Source organism: Curtobacterium sp. MCBA15_005, from assembly GCF_001864855.1.
GTDB lineage: Bacteria > Actinomycetota > Actinomycetes > Actinomycetales > Microbacteriaceae > Curtobacterium > Curtobacterium flaccumfaciens.
This window is the reverse complement of sequence record NZ_MJGL01000014.1, coordinates 22,157-38,398: the sequence shown is the minus strand read 5'-3', so window position 1 is coordinate 38,398 and position 16,242 is coordinate 22,157. Positions and strand designations below refer to the sequence as shown.

Sequence of the window (16,242 nt, the reverse complement as noted above, 5' to 3'; positions counted from 1 at the left end):
GTCAGACGAGCGACCACTCCACCAGCCGGGGGTCGCCAGGGGTGACCTCGTGGACTGCGCCGGTGACCGCGACGGTGGCGCGCTCCGTGGCGGTGCCGGGCACGGGGTGTCGGACCGGACCGTCGCCCGAGGCGACGATCCCACCCGCTGCCACCGGGCCTCCCGGCCGGGACGCCGCCGCGTGCGACGCGACCCAGACCTGCACGTCGCCGGGCTCGACCACCTTGCGCATCCGACGGTCGGTGAACGCGAAGCGCTGCACCGGGACGCGGAAGCGGACCCGCGCGGACTCCCCCGCGGCGAGCGCGACCCGCGCGTACCCGAGGAGCTGCACCTCGGGCCTGGTGACGCTGCCGTGCACGTCGTGCCCGTAGAGCTGCACGACGTCCTCGCCGTCACGGGACCCGGTGTTCCGGACCGTCACCGACGCGGTGAAGACGCCGTCGGAGCGGACGTCCTGGTCGACGACGAGCTCGTCGTAGGCGAAGTCGGTGTAGCCGAGGCCGAAGCCGAAGGGCCGCACCGGCGTGGAGTCGGCGGCGGTGACGTCGGACGGACCGCCGAGCCGCGGGTGCAGGTACGTGAACGGCTGCGCACCGGCGGACCGGGGCAGGGACAGCGGCAGGCGGCCCGAGGGCGAGGCCTCGCCGGTGAGCAGGTCGGCGATCGCCAGCCCGCCGCCCTCGCCCGGGAAGAACGCCTGCACGACCGCGGCCGGACGCGGTTGGTCGCCGTCGAGCGCCCAGCCGATCGCGTACGGCCGGCCGGTGAGCAGCACCATCACGGTGGGGGTCCCGGTCGCGACGACGGCCTCGACCAGCTCGCGCTGCACGCCGGGCAGGTCGAGCGACTCGGTGTCGTTGCCCTCGCCGACCGTGCCGCGGCCGAAGAGTCCGGCCTGGTCGCCGACGACGACCACCGCGACGTCCGAGGCGGCGGCCACGGCGACCGCGTCGGCGAAGCCGGCCCGGTCGTCGCCCGTGACGGCGCAGCCCGCTGCGAAGCGGACCGCCGACGGGCCGAGGGCCCGGGCGACGGCTTCGCGGACGGTCGGGATCGCGAAGCCGAGCGGCAGGTCGGGGTGCGAGGCGAGCACGTGGTTGGCGAACGAGTAGCAGCCCTGCAAGGCCTCGGCGCGGTCGGCGTTCGGGCCGATGACCGCGACCGAGGCCCCCGGTGCGAGCGGGAGGACGGGGGTGGCACTGTCGACGGTGCTGCCGTCGACGGTGGCGTGATCGCTGCCGCTGTCGTTCGACAGCAGCACGAGCGACTTCGCCGCCAGCTGCCGTGCGAGCGCCTGGTGCAGCGGGGTGTCGAGGTCGATCCCGGTGGGGGCGTCCTCGGCGAACGCGTCCGGTTCGAGCAGGCCGAGCCGCTCCTTCTGCCGGAGCACCCGGAGCACGGCGCGGTCGACGAGTGCCTCGTCCACCTGCCCGTTGCGGACCCGCTCGACCAGCGGCGCGAGGTACGCGTCACCGGTCGGGAGCTCGACGTCGATGCCGGCCTCGAGCGCCAGCGCCGCGGCCTCGCCACGGTCGGCGGCGATGCCGTGCATGACCTCGAGGAACGCCACCGAGAAGTAGTCCGCGACGACGGTGCCGTCGAAGCCGAGCCGGTCGCGGAGCAGGTCGGTGAGCAGTTCGCCGTTCGCCGCGACGGGCACGCCGTCGATCTCGGCGTACGAGTTCATGACGCTCCGGGCGCCGCCGTCGCGCAGCGCCATCTCGAACGGCGGCAGGTACACGTCGGCCACCTCGCGGGCCCCGGCGTGCACGGGGGCGTGGTTCCGCCCCGCCTGCGAGGCCGAGTACCCGAGGAAGTGCTTCAGGGTCGCGTCGACCCCGGCGGACTGCAACCCGCGCACGTACGCGGTGCCGACCGTGCCGACCAGGTACGGGTCCTCGGCGATGCACTCGTCGACGCGGCCCCAGCGGGGGTCACGGATCACGTCGAGCACGGGTGCGAGCCCCTGGTGGACGCCGAGCTGGCGCATGGACGCACCGATCGCGGCGCCGACCTGCTCGACGAGTTCCGGGTCGAACGACGCGCCCCACGCCAGCGGGGTCGGGAACGTCGCGGCCTTCCACGCGGCGAGCCCCGTCAGGCACTCCTCGTGGACGAGCGCCGGGATCCCGAGCCGGGTCTCGCGCTGCAGGCGGCGCTGTTCGGCCCAGAGCCAGGCAGCACGCTCGTCGGGTTCGACGGGACGGGTGCCGTAGACGCGGGTGAACTGCCCGATGCCGTCGCGGGTGATGTCCGCCAGGGTGCTGCCCTGCTGCACGGCCGCCATCTCGCCCTGCATGGGCGCGACCACGCCGTTCTGGTCGAGCCAGTAGCCGACGAGCTGCGCGACCTTCTCGTCGAGGGTCATCACGGCGAGCAGGGCGTCGGCGCGGGGTCCGGCAGTGGTCGCGGTCGCGTCCGTCGCGGTCGCGTCCGTCGCGCTGTCGGCCTGGAGGCGCGGGTCGCGTCCGGCGGTCTGCGTCGCGTCCGTCGCGGTCACCCCTTCACCGCCCCGGTCAGGCCACCGACGATGCGGCGCTGAAAGATCGTGAAGAACACGAGCGCCGGGATCATCGACATCGAGGTGAACGCGAGCACCTTGGCGGTGTCGACGGAGTACTGCGACGAGAACGACTGGACCCCGAGCGGCAGCGTGTACGCGGCCTCGTTGTTCAGGATGAACAGCGGCAGGATGTAGCTGTTCCAGCTGGCGATGAACGCCAGGATGCCGACCGTGACGACGCCGGGCAGCGACAGCGGCACGACCATCCGGAAGAAGAACCCGAGACGGCTCGCTCCGTCGATCGACGCGGCCTCCTCGAGCTCGTCGGGGATCGCCCGCAGGAACGGCACCAGGATGATGACGGTGGTCGGCAGCGCGAACGCGATCTGCGGCAGGATCACGCCGGCCAGGCTGTTCGTCAGACCGAGGTCCTTGACGAGCAGGTACAGCGGGGTGATCGCGACGGTGATCGGGAACATCAGACCAGCGGCGAACAGGGCGTAGAGCGCCCCACGGCCGGCGAACCGGTAGCGGGCGAGCACGAAGCTCACCATCAGCCCGAGCACGACGACCCCGAGGGTGGTCGTGACGGCGCTGATCGTGGAGTTGCCGAGCTGCTGCCAGAAGATGCCGCTGGACAGCACGGACCCGTAGTTGCCGAACTCGAACGGTGCCGGCAGTCCGGCGGGGCTCGTGGTGATCTGCGAGTTGGTCCGGAAGCCGCCCAGCACGATGTAGAGCACGGGTGCCAGGTTGGCGGCGACGAACAGGATCGCGACGACGTAGGTCAGCGGGTTCGCGCGTCCGATCGCGGCACTGGACCGGCGCTCCCGCACGGCCCGGCGCCCGGGGGCGACGATGCTCGTGGTGGCCATCAGTTCTTCCTCTCGGTGAGTGCACCCGCGGTGTCGCGGCGGAGCACGAAGCGCTGGTAGATCAGGGCGACCACGAGCGAGATCACGAACATCACGACCGCGACGGCGCTGCCGAAGCCGAAGTTGCCCGAGGTCCGGCCGTTGGCGACCATGTACGTCGCCATCGTCGAGGTGCCCGCGGTCGACGCGATGTACTGCCCCCAGATGATGTAGACGAGGTCGAACAGCTGCAGCGAGCCGATGATCGACAGGAACGCCCAGATGCGGATGGTCGGACCGAGCAGCGGCAGCGTGATGCGCCGCTGGATCTGCCAGTAGCCGGCGCCGTCGATGGCGGCGGCCTCGAACAGTTCCTCGGGGATGCTCTGCAGGCCGGCGAGGAACAGGATCACCGCGAAGCCGATGTACTTCCACGAGATGATCACGAGCAGCGTCCAGATGGCGATGTCGGGGTTCGACAGCCAGTCCGCACGGAGGCCGCCCAGGCCGATGCTCTGGAACAGGTCGTTCACGGCGCCGTTCGACTGGAGCATCAGGCTCCACCCGGTGCCGACGATCACCTCGGAGATGACGTACGGCACGAAGACGAGCACGCGGACGAGTCCTCGGCCGTGCATCTTCTGGTTGAGCAGCAGTGCGAGCACGATCGCGATCGGCCCCTGCAGCACCAGGGAGAGCACGACGATGAAGCCGTTGTGCATCAGGACCGCGTGGAACGCCTTGTCCTGGAAGATGATCAGGTAGTTCTGCAGCCCGACGAAGTCGGTGGGCGGGCCGTAGCCCTGCCACTTGAAGAACCCGTAGTAGGCGGCGAGCGCCACGGGCAGGATCACGAACGTGACGAAGACGATGACCGCGGGTCCGGCGAGGACCGCGATCTCGACGCGCTTCCGCCAGTCCGCGATGCGGCGCTTGGTCCGCCGACCGGCGGGGAGCGGCGAACCGCTCCCCGCCGGGGACGTCCCCGCGGCCGTGTCCGACCCGGTGGTCGGAGTCGTACCGAGCGAGGTGTCGAGGGTCATGCTCAGCCCTTGGCCGCAGCCTGGTTGGTGGTCTCGACGATGTCTTTCGCGCTGCCCTTGTCGGCGAGCAGGTCGACGACGCTGGTGTTCAGCGCGTTGCCGACGTTCTGGCCGTACAGGGTGTCGAGGTACTGCGAGACGAACGGGGCCTCCTGGTAGGCGGCCAGGGCCGTCTTCAGGTAGTCCGAGTCGACGACCGACTGGGCTTCCTTGTTCACCGGGATGGCGTTGAAGGCCTTGTAGTAGCCCTCCTGGTTGTCCTTCTGCACGATGAAGTTCAGGAAGTCGGTGCACGCCTTCTTCGGGGCCTGCGCCGAGCAGGAGTTGCCGTCGACACCACCCATCATCGACTTCGGGTCACCCTTGCCACCGTCGATCGCGGGGAACGGGAACCAGCCGAGGTCGGGCAGCGGCTTGGCGTCCGGCGTCAGCGACGCGATCACGCCCGGGTCCCACGCGCCCATGAGCTCCATGGCGGCCTTGTGGTTTGCGAGGAGACCGGCGGAGCTGCCGGCGCCCTGCTGTGCGGCGGTGGTCAGGAAGCCGTTGTTGAAGGGCTTGGTGGCGTTGAAGTCCTCGAGCTGCTCGCCAGCCTTCGTCCAGCAGGCGTTGTCGAACTTCAGCGACTTCGCCGTGTCCTCGAGGGTCTTCTGGCTGCACTCGCGGAGCGCGAAGTTGTAGTACCAGTGGGCGGCCGGCCAGGCGTCCTTCGCGCCGACGGCGACCGGGTCGATGTCCTTGGCCTTGAGCTTCGTGATCGCGTCGTTCAGCTCGTCCATGGTCGTGGGCGTGCCCTCGATGCCGGCTTCCTTGAACAGGTCCTTCGAGTACCAGATGCCCTCGGGGAGCACCGCGCCCGGCATGGCGTAGGTCTTGCCGTCCTTCTCGTACCCGGCGAACGTGCCCGCGCTGATGGACTTCTTCGCGTCGGCGCTGATGGAGTCGGAGATGTCCATGAGCTGCCCGGCAGCGATCATCGCGTCCATCTTGCCGCCGCCGCGCTGCAGGAACACGTCGGGGGCGTCGCCGGAGTTGAGGGCGGTCTGGAGCTTGCCGTCCAGGTCCTCGTTCTGGATCGCCTGGGTCTTGATGGTGACGTTCGGGTACTTCTCCTCGAACGCCTTGACCGTCGAGGCCCAGTAGGCCTTGCCCGGTCCGGTGGTCGAGTTGTGCCAGAAGGTCATCGTGACCTTCCCGCCGTCCTCGGAGGCATCGCTGCCCGCCGAGCACCCACTGGCCACCAGTGCTGTGGCCCCGATCAGCGCGATGGCTGCCGCGGCACGGATCTTCCTCGTCATCGTGGAACTCCTGAAGTGTCGTCGTTGACATGCGCGACATCGACTGCCGCTGCGGAGAGCATGCCTGCTGCTCCAGGTCGATGTCAATCGATATCGATAACGTTTTCTTTACCGATGGCATGGTGCCGCAGCGGTACGGTGTGCACATGGACTCGGCACTCGGCGCGCGTCCCGGTGCCGGCCGGGTGACGATCGGCGACGTGGCGCGGGTGGCCGGGGTCTCGATCCCGACGGTGTCCAAGGTGATCAACCAGCGCGACGGGGTCGCACCCGCCACGATGCTCCGCGTGCAGCAGGTGGTCGACGACCTGGGGTACGAGACCTCGCTGGTCGCCCGGAGCCTGCGGAGCTCGCGGACCGGGGTCGTCGGCATCCTGGTACCCGAGTTCGAGCCCTTCTCGACGGAGCTGCTCCGCGGCATCTCGCGGGCGGCCACCGGCACCGGCTACGAGCTCCTCGCCTACGCCGGCCTGATGACCGGCGCCGACCGACCCGGGTGGGAGCGCCGGTCGCTGTCCCGCCTGTCCGGCACCCTGATCGACGGCGCGATCGTCGTCACCCCGACCACGGCACTGTCGAGCTCGTCGATCCCCGTCGTGGCGATCGACCCGCACACCGGGCCGGAGGGGCACGCCACCGTCGACGCCGACAACGAGGCCGGCGCGGTGCAGGCGGTCGAACACCTGCTGTCACTCGGACACACCCGCATCGCGCACCTGCAGGGACGCGCCGACCTGGCCTCCGCCCAGCTGCGTGCCGCCGGGTACCGCTCGGCCCTGACGGCCGCGGGCATCACGGTCGACGAGTGCCTGCTGCGTGACGGCGGCTACCAGGAGGACCAGTCCGCGGCCGTCGCCCGCGAGCTCCTGACCCTCGCCGACCGCCCCACCGCGGTGTTCGCCGCGAACGACTCGTCGGCGATCGGCGTGCTCCGCGCCGCGGCCGAGGTCGGGCTCCGCGTCCCCCAGGACCTGTCCGTCGTGGGCTTCGACGACGTGCCACAGGCGTCCACCACGACCCCGCCGCTCACCACGGTGTCGCAGCCGCTCGCCGAGCTCGGGTCGCACGCCGTGCAGATGCTCCTGACGATGCTCCGTGGCGAACCGACCACGGACCACGTCCGGCTCCCCACGACCCTGCGGGTGCGGGCGAGCACGGGCCCCGCGCCGCGGCCGGCGTCCGGCCGCTGAGCACCCGCCGCCGTCAGCGCCGCAGGGTCTGCTTCGGGTACTCGCCGAACCGGGCCGCGTACGCCGCCGAGAACCGGCCGAGGTGGGCGAACCCCCACCGTCGGGCGACGTCGCCGACGACCCCGGCCTGCGGGTCGAGCTCGAGCAGTTCCCCGCGCACGCGGTCGAGCCGGACCTCGCGCAGGTAGGTCAGCGGCGACACGTCGAAGACCCGGCGGAACGACTCCTGCACCGACCGCACGCTCAGGCCGGCGACCTCGGACAGCTCCTGGACCGTGACGGGCTCGGCGGCGTGCGCGTGGATGTACTGCACCGCGGCGCGCAGTCGGGCGTTCCGGGGCAGGCCGAGCACCGCGGGCAGGTCGTCGGCCTGCGGCGGGAAGGTGTCGAGGAACGCGGTGGCCGCCGACCGCTTGGCCTCGTGCCACGCGTCCGAGTCGGGGCCCTCGGCGCGCAGGGCCCGGGACAGCGCCACGAGCGCCCCCTGCCAGCGCTCGGCGGTCTCCGGTTCGGGCATGCGGGTCGGGTCGAACCGCAGTGGTGCCGCTTCGACCTCCAGGTGTTCGAACGCGACGCGGTGCACGTACTCCCGCCCGAAGTGCACCAGCCGCTGGTCGTGGTCCTCGGCCGTGAACACGAAGTCGTCCTCGGGCGGCAGGAGCACGGGGACGTCCCGGCGCAACTCCATCCGGACGCGCCCGGAGTCCAGGTGCGCGGTCCCGCTGGTGATCCACGTCACCACGTAGTCGGCACCGACGGGCACCGAGCCGCGGACGGCACCGCGGAGCTGCGAACGCCGGATGCTCACGTCGGAGTCCCCGACGGCCGTGTACCGGTACGAGAAGTCGTCGTCGAGGCGCCGGACGGACCACCGATCGGCGCCGTGGACGGCGGCGAGGTCGCGCTCGGCCGAGTCGGGGTCCCCGCCGGAGACCTCGAAACGGACCGGTTCCCCGGCGCGTGCAGCGGACTGTGGAGTCGGGACGGGGTCAGCCACGGTGCCCCGAATCCGTCATCGCCACCCGCACCGTTCCACGCTCCGCGTTATGTGGATACGCTGGGGCGGTGACTGCGGCGTATCGTGACCCGGACGAGACCCGTGCGAAGGGGGCATTGTCGTGAGCGATGTCGACCTGGACGCGGCGCTGACCCGGCTCGAGGCCGCGGTCTCCGAACTGCGCGGTCGGCTGCGCGACGAGCTCGGTGTCTCCGGCGGCGACCTGACGCTGCTGCAGTTCGTCTCGCGCGCCGAGGAAGCGGGCCGGACGGTGCGCGTGAAGGACCTGTCGAAGCACCTGGGGCTCACCGGCCCGGCGATCACCGGCATGGTGGACCGACTCGAGCACAGCGGACACATCAGCCGTGTCCCCAACCCCGACGACGGCCGCAGCCGGTACATCGAGCTGACCGATGCTGCCCGCCGCGACTACGCGCGCGCGATGGACGGCACGAACAAGCACCTGCACGACCTGATGGCCTCCTTCTCGGAACGGGAGCGGGCCAGGTTCGTGCGGATCATCGACCGCATCGTCGCAGCCGTCGATCTCGGCGCACCGAGCCCCTGACGGCAGGGTACGGGCGGTCAGGACGCCGCCCGGACGAATGTCCAGCATGCGCAGCTAGGTAAGTTCCCTACCTATCTCCGCATGCCGGACACCGGTCACCCCTTGACGGCTCCGGAGGTCAGGCCGGACACGATCGAGCGGCGGAACACGAGCACCAGGATGACGATCGGCACCGTCGCAGCGACGCTCGCGGCGAAGATCTGCGCGAACGGCACCGTGAACTGCGTCCCGAAGAGCGCGATGCCGACCGGGATCGTCCGGAACGAGTTCTCACTGTTGAAGGTCAGCGCCATCAGGAACTCGCTCCACGACGCCGTGAAGGTGAAGACGCCGACCGTGAACAGGCCCGGCTTCGCCATCGGCAGGATCACCGACAGCACGGTCCGCCACGCCCCGGCGCCGTCGATCTCGGACGCCTCCTCGATCGTCGACGGGATCCCCTGCAGGTAGTTCCGCATGATCCAGATGGCGAACGGCAGGTTGAAGGCCACGTACGGCACGATCAGGCCCGGGTACGAGTTGAGCAGCCCGAGGTTGCGCTCGAGCAGGTACAGCGGCGTCAGCACCGCGATCGCGGGGAACACCGACAGCATGAGCAGCGAGGTCATGATCGCCGTGCGCCCCCGGATGAACCGGCCGGCCAGGGCGTACCCGGCGAGGAACGCCAGCGCGAGCACGATCACCGTGGTCGACACCGACACGATGACACTGTTCACCATGTACTGGCCGAGCGCGTTGTCGCGGAAGGCCACCACGAAGTTGTCGAAGGTGAACGACTGCGGCCAGACGGTGGGCGGCGACTGCCCGATCTCGGACGCCGGCTTGAGCGACGTCGTGACGAGCCAGTAGAGCGGCAGTGCGGTGAGCACCGCGATGACGACACCGCTGACGTTGACGGTGTTGACCCACTTCCGCCAGCCCTTGCGCACACGTTGACGGGGCATCAGTCGTCCCCTCCCTTCGCCTGGTTCCGGAACGCCCGGAGGAACAGCAGACACCCCGCCGCGACGATGACCGCGGTGGAGGTCGCGATCGCCGCGCCCGGTCCGATGTTGATGTCCTGGAAGAGCACCTTGTAACCCATGATCGCGAGCGACTGGGTGGCGGTGCCCGGGCCGCCGTTCGTCAGCACGAACGGCAGGTCGAAGACGCCGAACGCCTGCAGGATGCGGAACAGCACCGCGATCGTCAGGGTCGGGGTGAGCTGTGGCAGCACCACGCGCCAGAACGTCTGCCAGGTGCTCGCGCCGTCGAGCTCGGCGGCCTCGTAGTGGTCCTCGGAGATCTGCACGAGTCCGGCGAGCAGGATGATCGCGACGAACGGCGTCGTCTTCCAGATGTCCGCGACCATCAGCCCGGTGATCGCGGGCACCGGTTCACCGAGGATCACCGGGGCGTCCCCGAACAACCCGAAGAACCACGTCGCGACGCCGTAGGTGCTGTCGTAGATGTACTTCCACAGCTGCGCGTTCACGATGGTGACGAGCGACCACGGGATGAGCATGAGCGCGAGCATCCAGCCGCGGGTGGCCCCGAGTCGCTCGAGCACCAGCGCGACGAGCATGCCGAGCACGAGCTCGACCGACACCGTCACCACCGTGTAGAGCACCGTGAAGCCGAGCGCCCGGTACCAGTCGGCGCTCTGCAGCAGGGCCGCGTAGTTGTCGAGCCCGAACGACTGGATCGTGAAGCCCTCGTAGCCGACCTCGACGTCCGCGAAGCTCAGGACGACCGAGTACACGACCGGGAAGATCGTCACCGCCGCGACCACCAGGAGCGCCGGGGCCGCGAAGCCCCACGCGCCCCGCGAGCGGATGCGGTCGAGACGCGACCGCCCCGTCGGCCGGGGCGGCGGATCGACGCGACCCGGGCCTCCAGGCCGTGCCGGTCGTGTCGCCGTGCCGGCGCTCACAGCGCCGCCCCCTGCAGGGCGAGCGAGATGGCGGAGGCCATCGCGCTGGTGCCGCCGTCGACGGACGCCTGTCCGCCGAGGATGCTGTTGCCGTTCTGGTAGACGCCCTGCGAGACCTTCGGGTAGTAGGCGGTCGAGGTCGGACGGGGCACGAGCGTGATGCCCGCCGCCGTGTCGTAGGTCGGACGCTCCTGGCGCTTCGCGTCCGCGCTGACGAGGCTCGCCGACCGGGCCGGCAGGACCCCGCCCTCGCGGGTCAGGAACTGCTGCGCGGTCTCGCTCGACATCCACCGCGCGAAGGTCAGTGCCGCCGCGGGTTCCTGGGTGTGCGGGTTGATGTAGTTCCCCCACCCGCCGATCGTCGAGTGGTGCTCGTCCATGCCGTCGAACGTCGGCCGGGCGGCGAGGCCCACCTTGCCGGCGACCCGGCTGTCCGGGCCGTTCGCGATCCCCCACGCGTACGACCAGTTGCGGAGGAACGCCGCGCGGCCGCCGGAGAAGGCGTCGTTGGTGTCCTGCTCCTGGTACGTCAGGGTGGCCCGTGGCGACGCTCCCGAGGTCACCAGCGACCGCATGAACTCGAACGCGCGCTTGGTCTCCGAGCTGGTCGTCTCCGGCTTCGTCAGATCGTCGTTGAGCAGGGACCCGCCGGCGTCGGCGACGAACTCGGTGACGTTGCAGGTCAGTCCCTCGTACACGTCGCCCTGGAACGCGAACCCGTACGACACGTCGCCGGTGTCGACGAGCTTCGCGGCGGTCTCGCGCACTTCCTCCCACGACCCCGGCACCTGCAGGGAGTGCTTCGCGAGCAGGTCCTTCCGGTACAGGAAGAACGACTCGTCGATGTACAGCGGGAACATGTAGTAGGTCCCGTCGACGCTCGCCGCCAGCCGCAGGCCCTCGGGGAACTGGTCGAAGAAGTCCTCGCCGACGAGCTGGTTCACGGGGGTCGCGAGCTTGTTCTTCGCGAACTGCCCGGGCCAGGCGACGTCACCGAGGTAGACGTCCGGCGTGCTGCTGCCGGCCGCGATCTGGGTCGTCAGGCTGGTCCGGTTCGTGTCGGTGTCGCTCGGGGCGCTGACGATCCGGACCCGGATGTTCGGGTGCTCCCTCTGGAACTCCGCGATGAGCCTCCGCCGCAGGTCACCGCCGTCCTTCGAGGCGACCTGACCGGCCCACCAGCTGATCGTCGCCTCGCCCTCGGGCGGTTCGGTGGGCCAGTCCTCGACCCGTGTGCGCTCGGGTCGGGTGGAGCAACCGGCGAGCAGCAGCACCCCCGCTCCCCCGAGCATGAACGTCCTCCGGTCGATTGCCATCCGTCCTCCTCGACGTGTGGTGCTGCGAACCTGTACGTCCACACAACCAGGCGGAGCCTGGTCTGTCCGCCAGGGGGCGGTGGCGGCGCGGCCGCGCCGCGCACCTTTCGGGGTGGACGACACCTCACGCGCTCGGGGATCCGTGGACTGTCGCGCAGCCCGAAAACGGGCCGGCGGCGGCCTGGAGGCCCGTGGCGGGGCCGACCCGCGCCTCCAGGCCGACAGGGGGTCAGGCGGGGGCGGGGGCCGTCGAATCGGCCAGGTGCAGGGCGCACGGGATGAGCGTGCGGGTGCGCTCGGTGCTGCCGCCCTCGAGGCGGTCGACCAGCGACTCGACCGCCAGGCGGCCGAGCTCCGGACCGGGGGCGTTCAGCGTCGTGAGCACCGGCTCGGTCGCGGCACCGGCGCCGTCGGAGGACACGATCGCGATGACCGAGACGTCCTCGGGCACCCGCCGACCGCCGGCCCGCAACCCGCTGACGAGCCCGAAGTTCGAGTCGTCCTTCATGATGATCGCGGCCGTGACGTCGGGGTCGTGCGCCAGCAGGTCCGCCGCCGCACGACGCCCGCCCTCGGCCGAGGCGCCGGCGGCGACCACGGTGCCGGTCAGGCCGCGGCGCTCGATGCCGGCGTGGAACGCCGCCTCGGAGCGGACCTTCGGCCCGTAGTCGGCCATGGTGGTGCCGTCGAGGTCCTCGACCACGAGCCCGATCCGACGGTGCCCGAGCCCGGTGAGGTGGTCGAGGGCGTCCTCGACGGTGCGCTCGAAGTCGATGTCGACGTACGAGATGCCCGAGGGGTCGGCGGTGCGGCCGATCGCGACGAACGGGACCTCGAGCTCGGTCAGACGGGCGATCCGGGGGTCGTGCATCGTGACCTCCATCACCACGACCCCGTCGGCGAGACCGCCCGAGATGAGGTCCTGCACGTCGTCCGCCGTCGTCACCGCCGGCCAGAGCACCAGGTGGTACCCGAGCTCCGAGGCGCGGCTCGCGGCACTCGTGAAGAACTGCAGCGCGGTCTGGCCGAGCCGGTGCTCGAGCACCGGGAACACGAGCGCGAGGATCCGGGTGCGGCGCGACGCCAGCGCCCGGGCGACCACGTTGTTCCGGTAGCCGAGCTCGCGCATCGCTGCCGTGACCCGGGCACGGGTGTCGGCGGACACGCGCTTGTTGCCGTTCACGACGAAGGACACCGTCGCGATCGAGACGCCCGCCCGGTCGGCGACCTGCTGCATCGTCGCCATGCCGCTCCCTCACCCTGTTGCGCTCACTGTAGCGGGGGCCGTGCCCGAAAAAGTTCGTCTAAGCGCTTTACCATCTAACCGCTTCGATGCTAGCTTCGACCCCACTCGGGACGCGACGGAGCGGTTCTGGTCCGGTCGTCCCCGATCCACGAGCGACACGTTCGACTCGTGTCCGGCAACCATCCAGAGAAGAGCGAAGCAATGAAGCCTCGACACCGCAGGATCGCTCCGGTCCTCAGCGCGGTCGCCATGCTGGCGACCGTCCCCCTCGTCCTCGCCGGCTGTTCCGGCGGCTCGTCCGCGAGCTCCGGCGGCAAGGTGGACTCCATCACCGTGCTCGACTACTACAACCAGGGCAACGACAAGAAGGTCATCGGCGAGTACCTCGACAAGTGCGGGGCCGAGAACGACGTCACCATCAAGCGCAGCCTGGTGCCCGGCTCGTCGCTCATCCAGAAGGTCCTGCAGCAGGCGTCGTCGAAGACCCTGCCGGACGTCCTGATGCTCGACAACCCCGATCTGCAGCAGATCGCCGAGACCGGTGCGCTGTCGCCGCTGTCCGACTACGACATCTCGACCGACGGCTACGCCAAGGGCGTGCTGCAGGCCGGGACCTACGAGGACAAGGTCTACGGCCTCGCCCCCACCGTGAACACCATCGCGCTCTTCTACAACAAGAAGGTGCTGTCCGAGGCCGGTGTCACCCCGCCGAAGACGTGGGACGAGCTGCAGTCCGCCGCGGCGAAGCTCACCAAGGGCGACCAGTACGGGTTCGCCGTCGACGCCAACGCCACCTACGAGGGCACCTGGCAGTTCCTGCCGTTCATGTGGTCGAACGGCGGCGACGAGAAGGACATCGCGACCCCGGAGACCGAGGAAGCACTGTCGCTCTGGAAGGGCCTGGTCGACGACGGCTCGATGTCGAAGAGCGTCGTGAACTGGACCCAGGCCGACGTGAACGACCAGTTCATGGCCGGCAAGGCCGCGATGATGATCAACGGCCCGTGGCAGATCCCCGGTCTGAAGGAGTCGAAGGTCGACTACGGGATCGCCCAGATCCCCGTGCAGTCCGCCGGCGACAAGGCCGTGGCCCCGCTCGGTGGCGAGGTCTGGACCGTCCCGAACACCGGTGACAAGGCGAAGCAGGCCGTCGCGGCGAAGATCGTCGACTGCATGAACAGCGACGCGAACCAGCTCGCGATGGCGAAGCTGCGGTACACGATCCCCTCGAAGACCGACGTCGCGCAGCAGTTCGGCAAGGACGTCCCCGAGGAGCAGGTGTTCGTCGACCTCGTCGCCGACGCCCGCGCCCGCACCGGCGAACTCGGTGCCGACTGGCCCAAGGCCGCGACGAAGATCTACACGGCCGTACAGTCGGCGCTGACCGGGCAGGACTCCCCGGCCGACGCCCTGCAGAACGCGCAGTCGAGCAACTGAGCATGACGAGCACCGCGACCCCCGTCGCCCCACGGCGGGCCGCCGGGGACGGAGCACCCGCTCCGTCCCGGCGGCCCCGCCCGGGCCGCTCGCTGCGCTTCGAACGGATCGCGCAGCTGCTGTTCCTGCTGCCGGCCGTCCTGTTCCTGCTGCTGTTCTTCGGCTACCCGGTGGTCAAGAACATCGTCATGAGCTTCCAGGCGTACACGACGTCGACGTTCTACACGGGCGAGGCACCCTGGGTCGGCCTGGCGAACTACGCCTCGATCGTGTCGTCCCAGCTGTTCGGCACGGCTATGCTCAACACCGCGCTGTTCACGATCGGGTCGATCGTCGGCCAGTTCGTCCTCGGTCTGCTGCTCGCCCTGTTCTTCCGACGGAACTTCCCGCTCTCCGGTCTCCTGCGCTCGCTGCTCCTGCTGCCCTGGCTGCTGCCGCTCATCGTCTCGAGCGCGGTCTGGAAGTGGATGCTCGACCAGGACTCGGGCGTCGTCAACCAGTTCCTCGGCACCTTCGGCATCCCGTCGGTCCCGTGGCTGACGAGCCCCGCCGTGGCGCTCATCACCGTCATCGCGGTGAACATCTGGATCGGGATCCCCTTCAACACCACGATCCTGTACGGCGGTCTGCAGGACATCCCCACCGAGCTGTACGAGGCCGCGGCACTCGACGGCGCGACCGGGTGGAAGGCCTTCTGGGCGATCACCTGGCCGATGCTCCGCCCCGTCGTGAGCGTCACGCTCGTGCTCGGCGTCGTCTACACGATCAAGGTGCTCGACATCATCCTCGGGTTGACGAACGGCGGGCCGGCGAACGCCACCCAGACCATCGCGACCCAGTCCTACGACCTGTCGTTCAAGCAGTTCGACTTCGGGCAGGGCGCCGCGCTGAGCAACATCCTCATCGTGATCTCCGCCCTGTTCGCGATCGTCTACCTCCGCCTCAACAGGAAGGCCGTCGATGACTGACGCAGCGTCCACCAACGACGTCCTCCGGACCCGCGCGGTGGTCACCCGCGGCACCCGGCGACCCGTCCGTCCCACGAGCGCGAAGCAGTGGGTGCTGTCCGGCGTCGGGATCCTGATCCTCGCCGTGATGCTGTTCCCCGTCTACTGGATGATCAACATCTCGCTGCAGCCGGCCGGTTCCGCGATCGAGGCCGCCTGGTTCCCGATCAACGCGCAGCTCGGCGGTTACGCGCAGGCCATCGCCGACCAGGGCGGCGCCCTGGTCACGAGCCTGGTGATCGCCCTGGGCAGCGTCGTCGTCAGCCTGCTCATCGCGACGCCGGCGTCGTACGCGCTCGCCCAGTTCAAGGTCAAGGGCATCAACGCGGTGCTGTTCGGCATCCTCATCTCGCAGATGATCCCGGGCATCGTCGTCGCGAACGCCCTGTACGCGGCGTACAACGACCTCGGGCTGCTCAACACCGTGCCGGGGCTGATCCTGGCCGACAGCACCGCGGGCGTGCCCTTCGCGATCCTGATCATGCGGGCGTTCATGCAGAACATCCCGCCGTCGATCATCGAGGCCGCCAAGGTCGACGGTGCCGGCAACTTCCGGGCCTTCCGCTCGGTCGTCGTGCCGATCAGCGCCAACGCCCTGATCACCGCCGGACTGTTCACGTTCCTGTTCACCTGGAGCGACTTCCTGTTCGCCCTGACCCTCACCACCACCGAGGACGTCCGGCCGATCACGCTCGGCATCTACAACTACATCGGCACCTTCACCGCCGACTGGTCGACCGTCATGGCCGCCGCGGTGATGGCCTCGATCCCCGCCATCGTGCTGCTGCTCGTGGCGCAGAAGTTCATCGCCGCCGGGGCCACCGGCGGCGCAGTCAAGTGACCGGGTCTCACCACCCCCGAAAGGCAC

14 protein-coding genes are annotated in these 16,242 nt (G+C 70.0%); 5 read left to right on the top strand and 9 right to left on the bottom strand.

Going from position 1 to position 16,242, the window contains the following annotated elements; translation table 11 throughout:
* Position 1: 1 nt before the first annotated feature.
* From BIU89_RS09005 to BIU89_RS08990, 4 genes are read right to left on the bottom strand one after another with little or no spacing between them, the layout of a single operon-like run.
* Positions 2 to 2,503, bottom strand: coding sequence for a glycoside hydrolase family 3 N-terminal domain-containing protein (locus BIU89_RS09005; protein WP_071245959.1), 2,502 nt, complete (start codon positions 2,501 to 2,503; stop codon positions 2 to 4).
* Positions 2,500 to 3,381 carry a carbohydrate ABC transporter permease gene (locus BIU89_RS09000; RefSeq protein WP_017886791.1) on the bottom strand — a complete coding sequence of 294 codons (882 nt, stop codon included), beginning with the start codon at positions 3,379 to 3,381 and terminating at the stop codon, positions 2,500 to 2,502. Before BIU89_RS09000 ends, BIU89_RS09005 begins: the two co-directional genes overlap by 4 nt.
* Positions 3,381 to 4,403, bottom strand: a complete 1,023-nt coding sequence (locus BIU89_RS08995; protein ID WP_027464452.1) for a carbohydrate ABC transporter permease — start codon at positions 4,401 to 4,403, stop codon at positions 3,381 to 3,383. Before BIU89_RS08995 ends, BIU89_RS09000 begins: the two co-directional genes overlap by 1 nt.
* Before the next feature lie 2 nt (positions 4,404 to 4,405).
* Positions 4,406 to 5,701 carry an ABC transporter substrate-binding protein gene (locus tag BIU89_RS08990; protein ID WP_027464451.1) on the bottom strand — a complete coding sequence of 432 codons (1,296 nt, stop codon included), beginning with the start codon at positions 5,699 to 5,701 and terminating at the stop codon, positions 4,406 to 4,408.
* 146 nt (positions 5,702 to 5,847) lie between these two features.
* On the opposite strand from BIU89_RS08990, the gene BIU89_RS08985 reads away from it, so the two are divergent.
* Complete coding sequence (locus tag BIU89_RS08985; RefSeq protein WP_071246046.1) at positions 5,848 to 6,891, top strand: LacI family DNA-binding transcriptional regulator; 1,044 nt, start codon at positions 5,848 to 5,850, stop codon at positions 6,889 to 6,891.
* 13 nt (positions 6,892 to 6,904) lie between these two features.
* On the opposite strand, the gene BIU89_RS08980 is transcribed toward BIU89_RS08985, so the two are convergent.
* Complete coding sequence (locus BIU89_RS08980) at positions 6,905 to 7,888, bottom strand: AraC family transcriptional regulator (protein ID WP_071245958.1); 984 nt, start codon at positions 7,886 to 7,888, stop codon at positions 6,905 to 6,907.
* Between the two features lie 121 nt (positions 7,889 to 8,009).
* Between BIU89_RS08980 and BIU89_RS08975 the strand changes: the two genes are divergently transcribed.
* A complete protein-coding gene (locus tag BIU89_RS08975) occupies positions 8,010 to 8,456 on the top strand; it encodes a MarR family winged helix-turn-helix transcriptional regulator (RefSeq protein ID WP_071245956.1) in 447 nt (148 codons plus the stop codon).
* Positions 8,457 to 8,551: 95 nt separating this feature from the next.
* Here BIU89_RS08975 and BIU89_RS08970 read toward each other — a convergent pair whose 3' ends face one another.
* From BIU89_RS08970 to BIU89_RS08955, 4 genes are all read right to left on the bottom strand, one after another.
* On the bottom strand, positions 8,552 to 9,400 hold the full coding sequence (locus BIU89_RS08970; RefSeq protein ID WP_027464448.1) for a carbohydrate ABC transporter permease: 849 nt from the start codon (positions 9,398 to 9,400) through the stop codon (positions 8,552 to 8,554).
* The gene (locus BIU89_RS08965; protein WP_175474994.1) at positions 9,400 to 10,368 is read right to left on the bottom strand and encodes a carbohydrate ABC transporter permease; all 969 of its coding nucleotides are present in this window, start codon (positions 10,366 to 10,368) and stop codon (positions 9,400 to 9,402) included. The genes BIU89_RS08970 and BIU89_RS08965 overlap by 1 nt, the downstream gene beginning before the upstream one ends.
* Entirely contained in the window at positions 10,365 to 11,684 is a 1,320-nt protein-coding gene (locus BIU89_RS08960) for an ABC transporter substrate-binding protein (RefSeq protein WP_027464446.1), read from the bottom strand. The genes BIU89_RS08965 and BIU89_RS08960 overlap by 4 nt, the downstream gene beginning before the upstream one ends.
* Before the next feature lie 229 nt (positions 11,685 to 11,913).
* Complete coding sequence (locus BIU89_RS08955; RefSeq protein ID WP_254791552.1) at positions 11,914 to 12,930, bottom strand: LacI family DNA-binding transcriptional regulator; 1,017 nt, start codon at positions 12,928 to 12,930, stop codon at positions 11,914 to 11,916.
* Positions 12,931 to 13,131: 201 nt separating this feature from the next.
* On the opposite strand from BIU89_RS08955, the gene BIU89_RS08950 reads away from it, so the two are divergent.
* The 3 genes from BIU89_RS08950 to BIU89_RS08940 are packed head-to-tail and all read left to right on the top strand — an operon-like array spanning position 13,132 to position 16,215.
* On the top strand, positions 13,132 to 14,367 hold the full coding sequence (locus BIU89_RS08950; protein WP_071245954.1) for a sugar ABC transporter substrate-binding protein: 1,236 nt from the start codon (positions 13,132 to 13,134) through the stop codon (positions 14,365 to 14,367).
* A 2-nt stretch (positions 14,368 to 14,369) separates the two neighbouring features.
* On the top strand, positions 14,370 to 15,335 hold the full coding sequence (locus tag BIU89_RS08945) for a carbohydrate ABC transporter permease (protein WP_071245952.1): 966 nt from the start codon (positions 14,370 to 14,372) through the stop codon (positions 15,333 to 15,335).
* Positions 15,328 to 16,215, top strand: a complete 888-nt coding sequence (locus BIU89_RS08940) for a carbohydrate ABC transporter permease (RefSeq protein ID WP_027464442.1) — start codon at positions 15,328 to 15,330, stop codon at positions 16,213 to 16,215. Before BIU89_RS08945 ends, BIU89_RS08940 begins: the two co-directional genes overlap by 8 nt.
* Positions 16,216 to 16,242: the final 27 nt, after the last annotated feature.

Coding starts and splice junctions, on each gene's coding strand:
- BIU89_RS09000 (WP_017886791.1), bottom strand. CDS start 3,381: ATGGCCACCACGAGCATCGTCGCCCCCGGGCGCCGGGCCGTGCGGGAG.
- BIU89_RS08995 (WP_027464452.1), bottom strand. CDS start 4,403: ATGACCCTCGACACCTCGCTCGGTACGACTCCGACCACCGGGTCGGAC.
- BIU89_RS08990 (WP_027464451.1), bottom strand. CDS start 5,701: ATGACGAGGAAGATCCGTGCCGCGGCAGCCATCGCGCTGATCGGGGCC.
- BIU89_RS08985 (WP_071246046.1), top strand. CDS start 5,848: ATGGACTCGGCACTCGGCGCGCGTCCCGGTGCCGGCCGGGTGACGATC.
- BIU89_RS08970 (WP_027464448.1), bottom strand. CDS start 9,400: ATGCCCCGTCAACGTGTGCGCAAGGGCTGGCGGAAGTGGGTCAACACC.
- BIU89_RS08960 (WP_027464446.1), bottom strand. CDS start 11,684: ATGGCAATCGACCGGAGGACGTTCATGCTCGGGGGAGCGGGGGTGCTG.
- BIU89_RS08955 (WP_254791552.1), bottom strand. CDS start 12,930: ATGGCGACGATGCAGCAGGTCGCCGACCGGGCGGGCGTCTCGATCGCG.
- BIU89_RS08950 (WP_071245954.1), top strand. CDS start 13,132: ATGAAGCCTCGACACCGCAGGATCGCTCCGGTCCTCAGCGCGGTCGCC.
- BIU89_RS08945 (WP_071245952.1), top strand. CDS start 14,370: ATGACGAGCACCGCGACCCCCGTCGCCCCACGGCGGGCCGCCGGGGAC.
- BIU89_RS08940 (WP_027464442.1), top strand. CDS start 15,328: ATGACTGACGCAGCGTCCACCAACGACGTCCTCCGGACCCGCGCGGTG.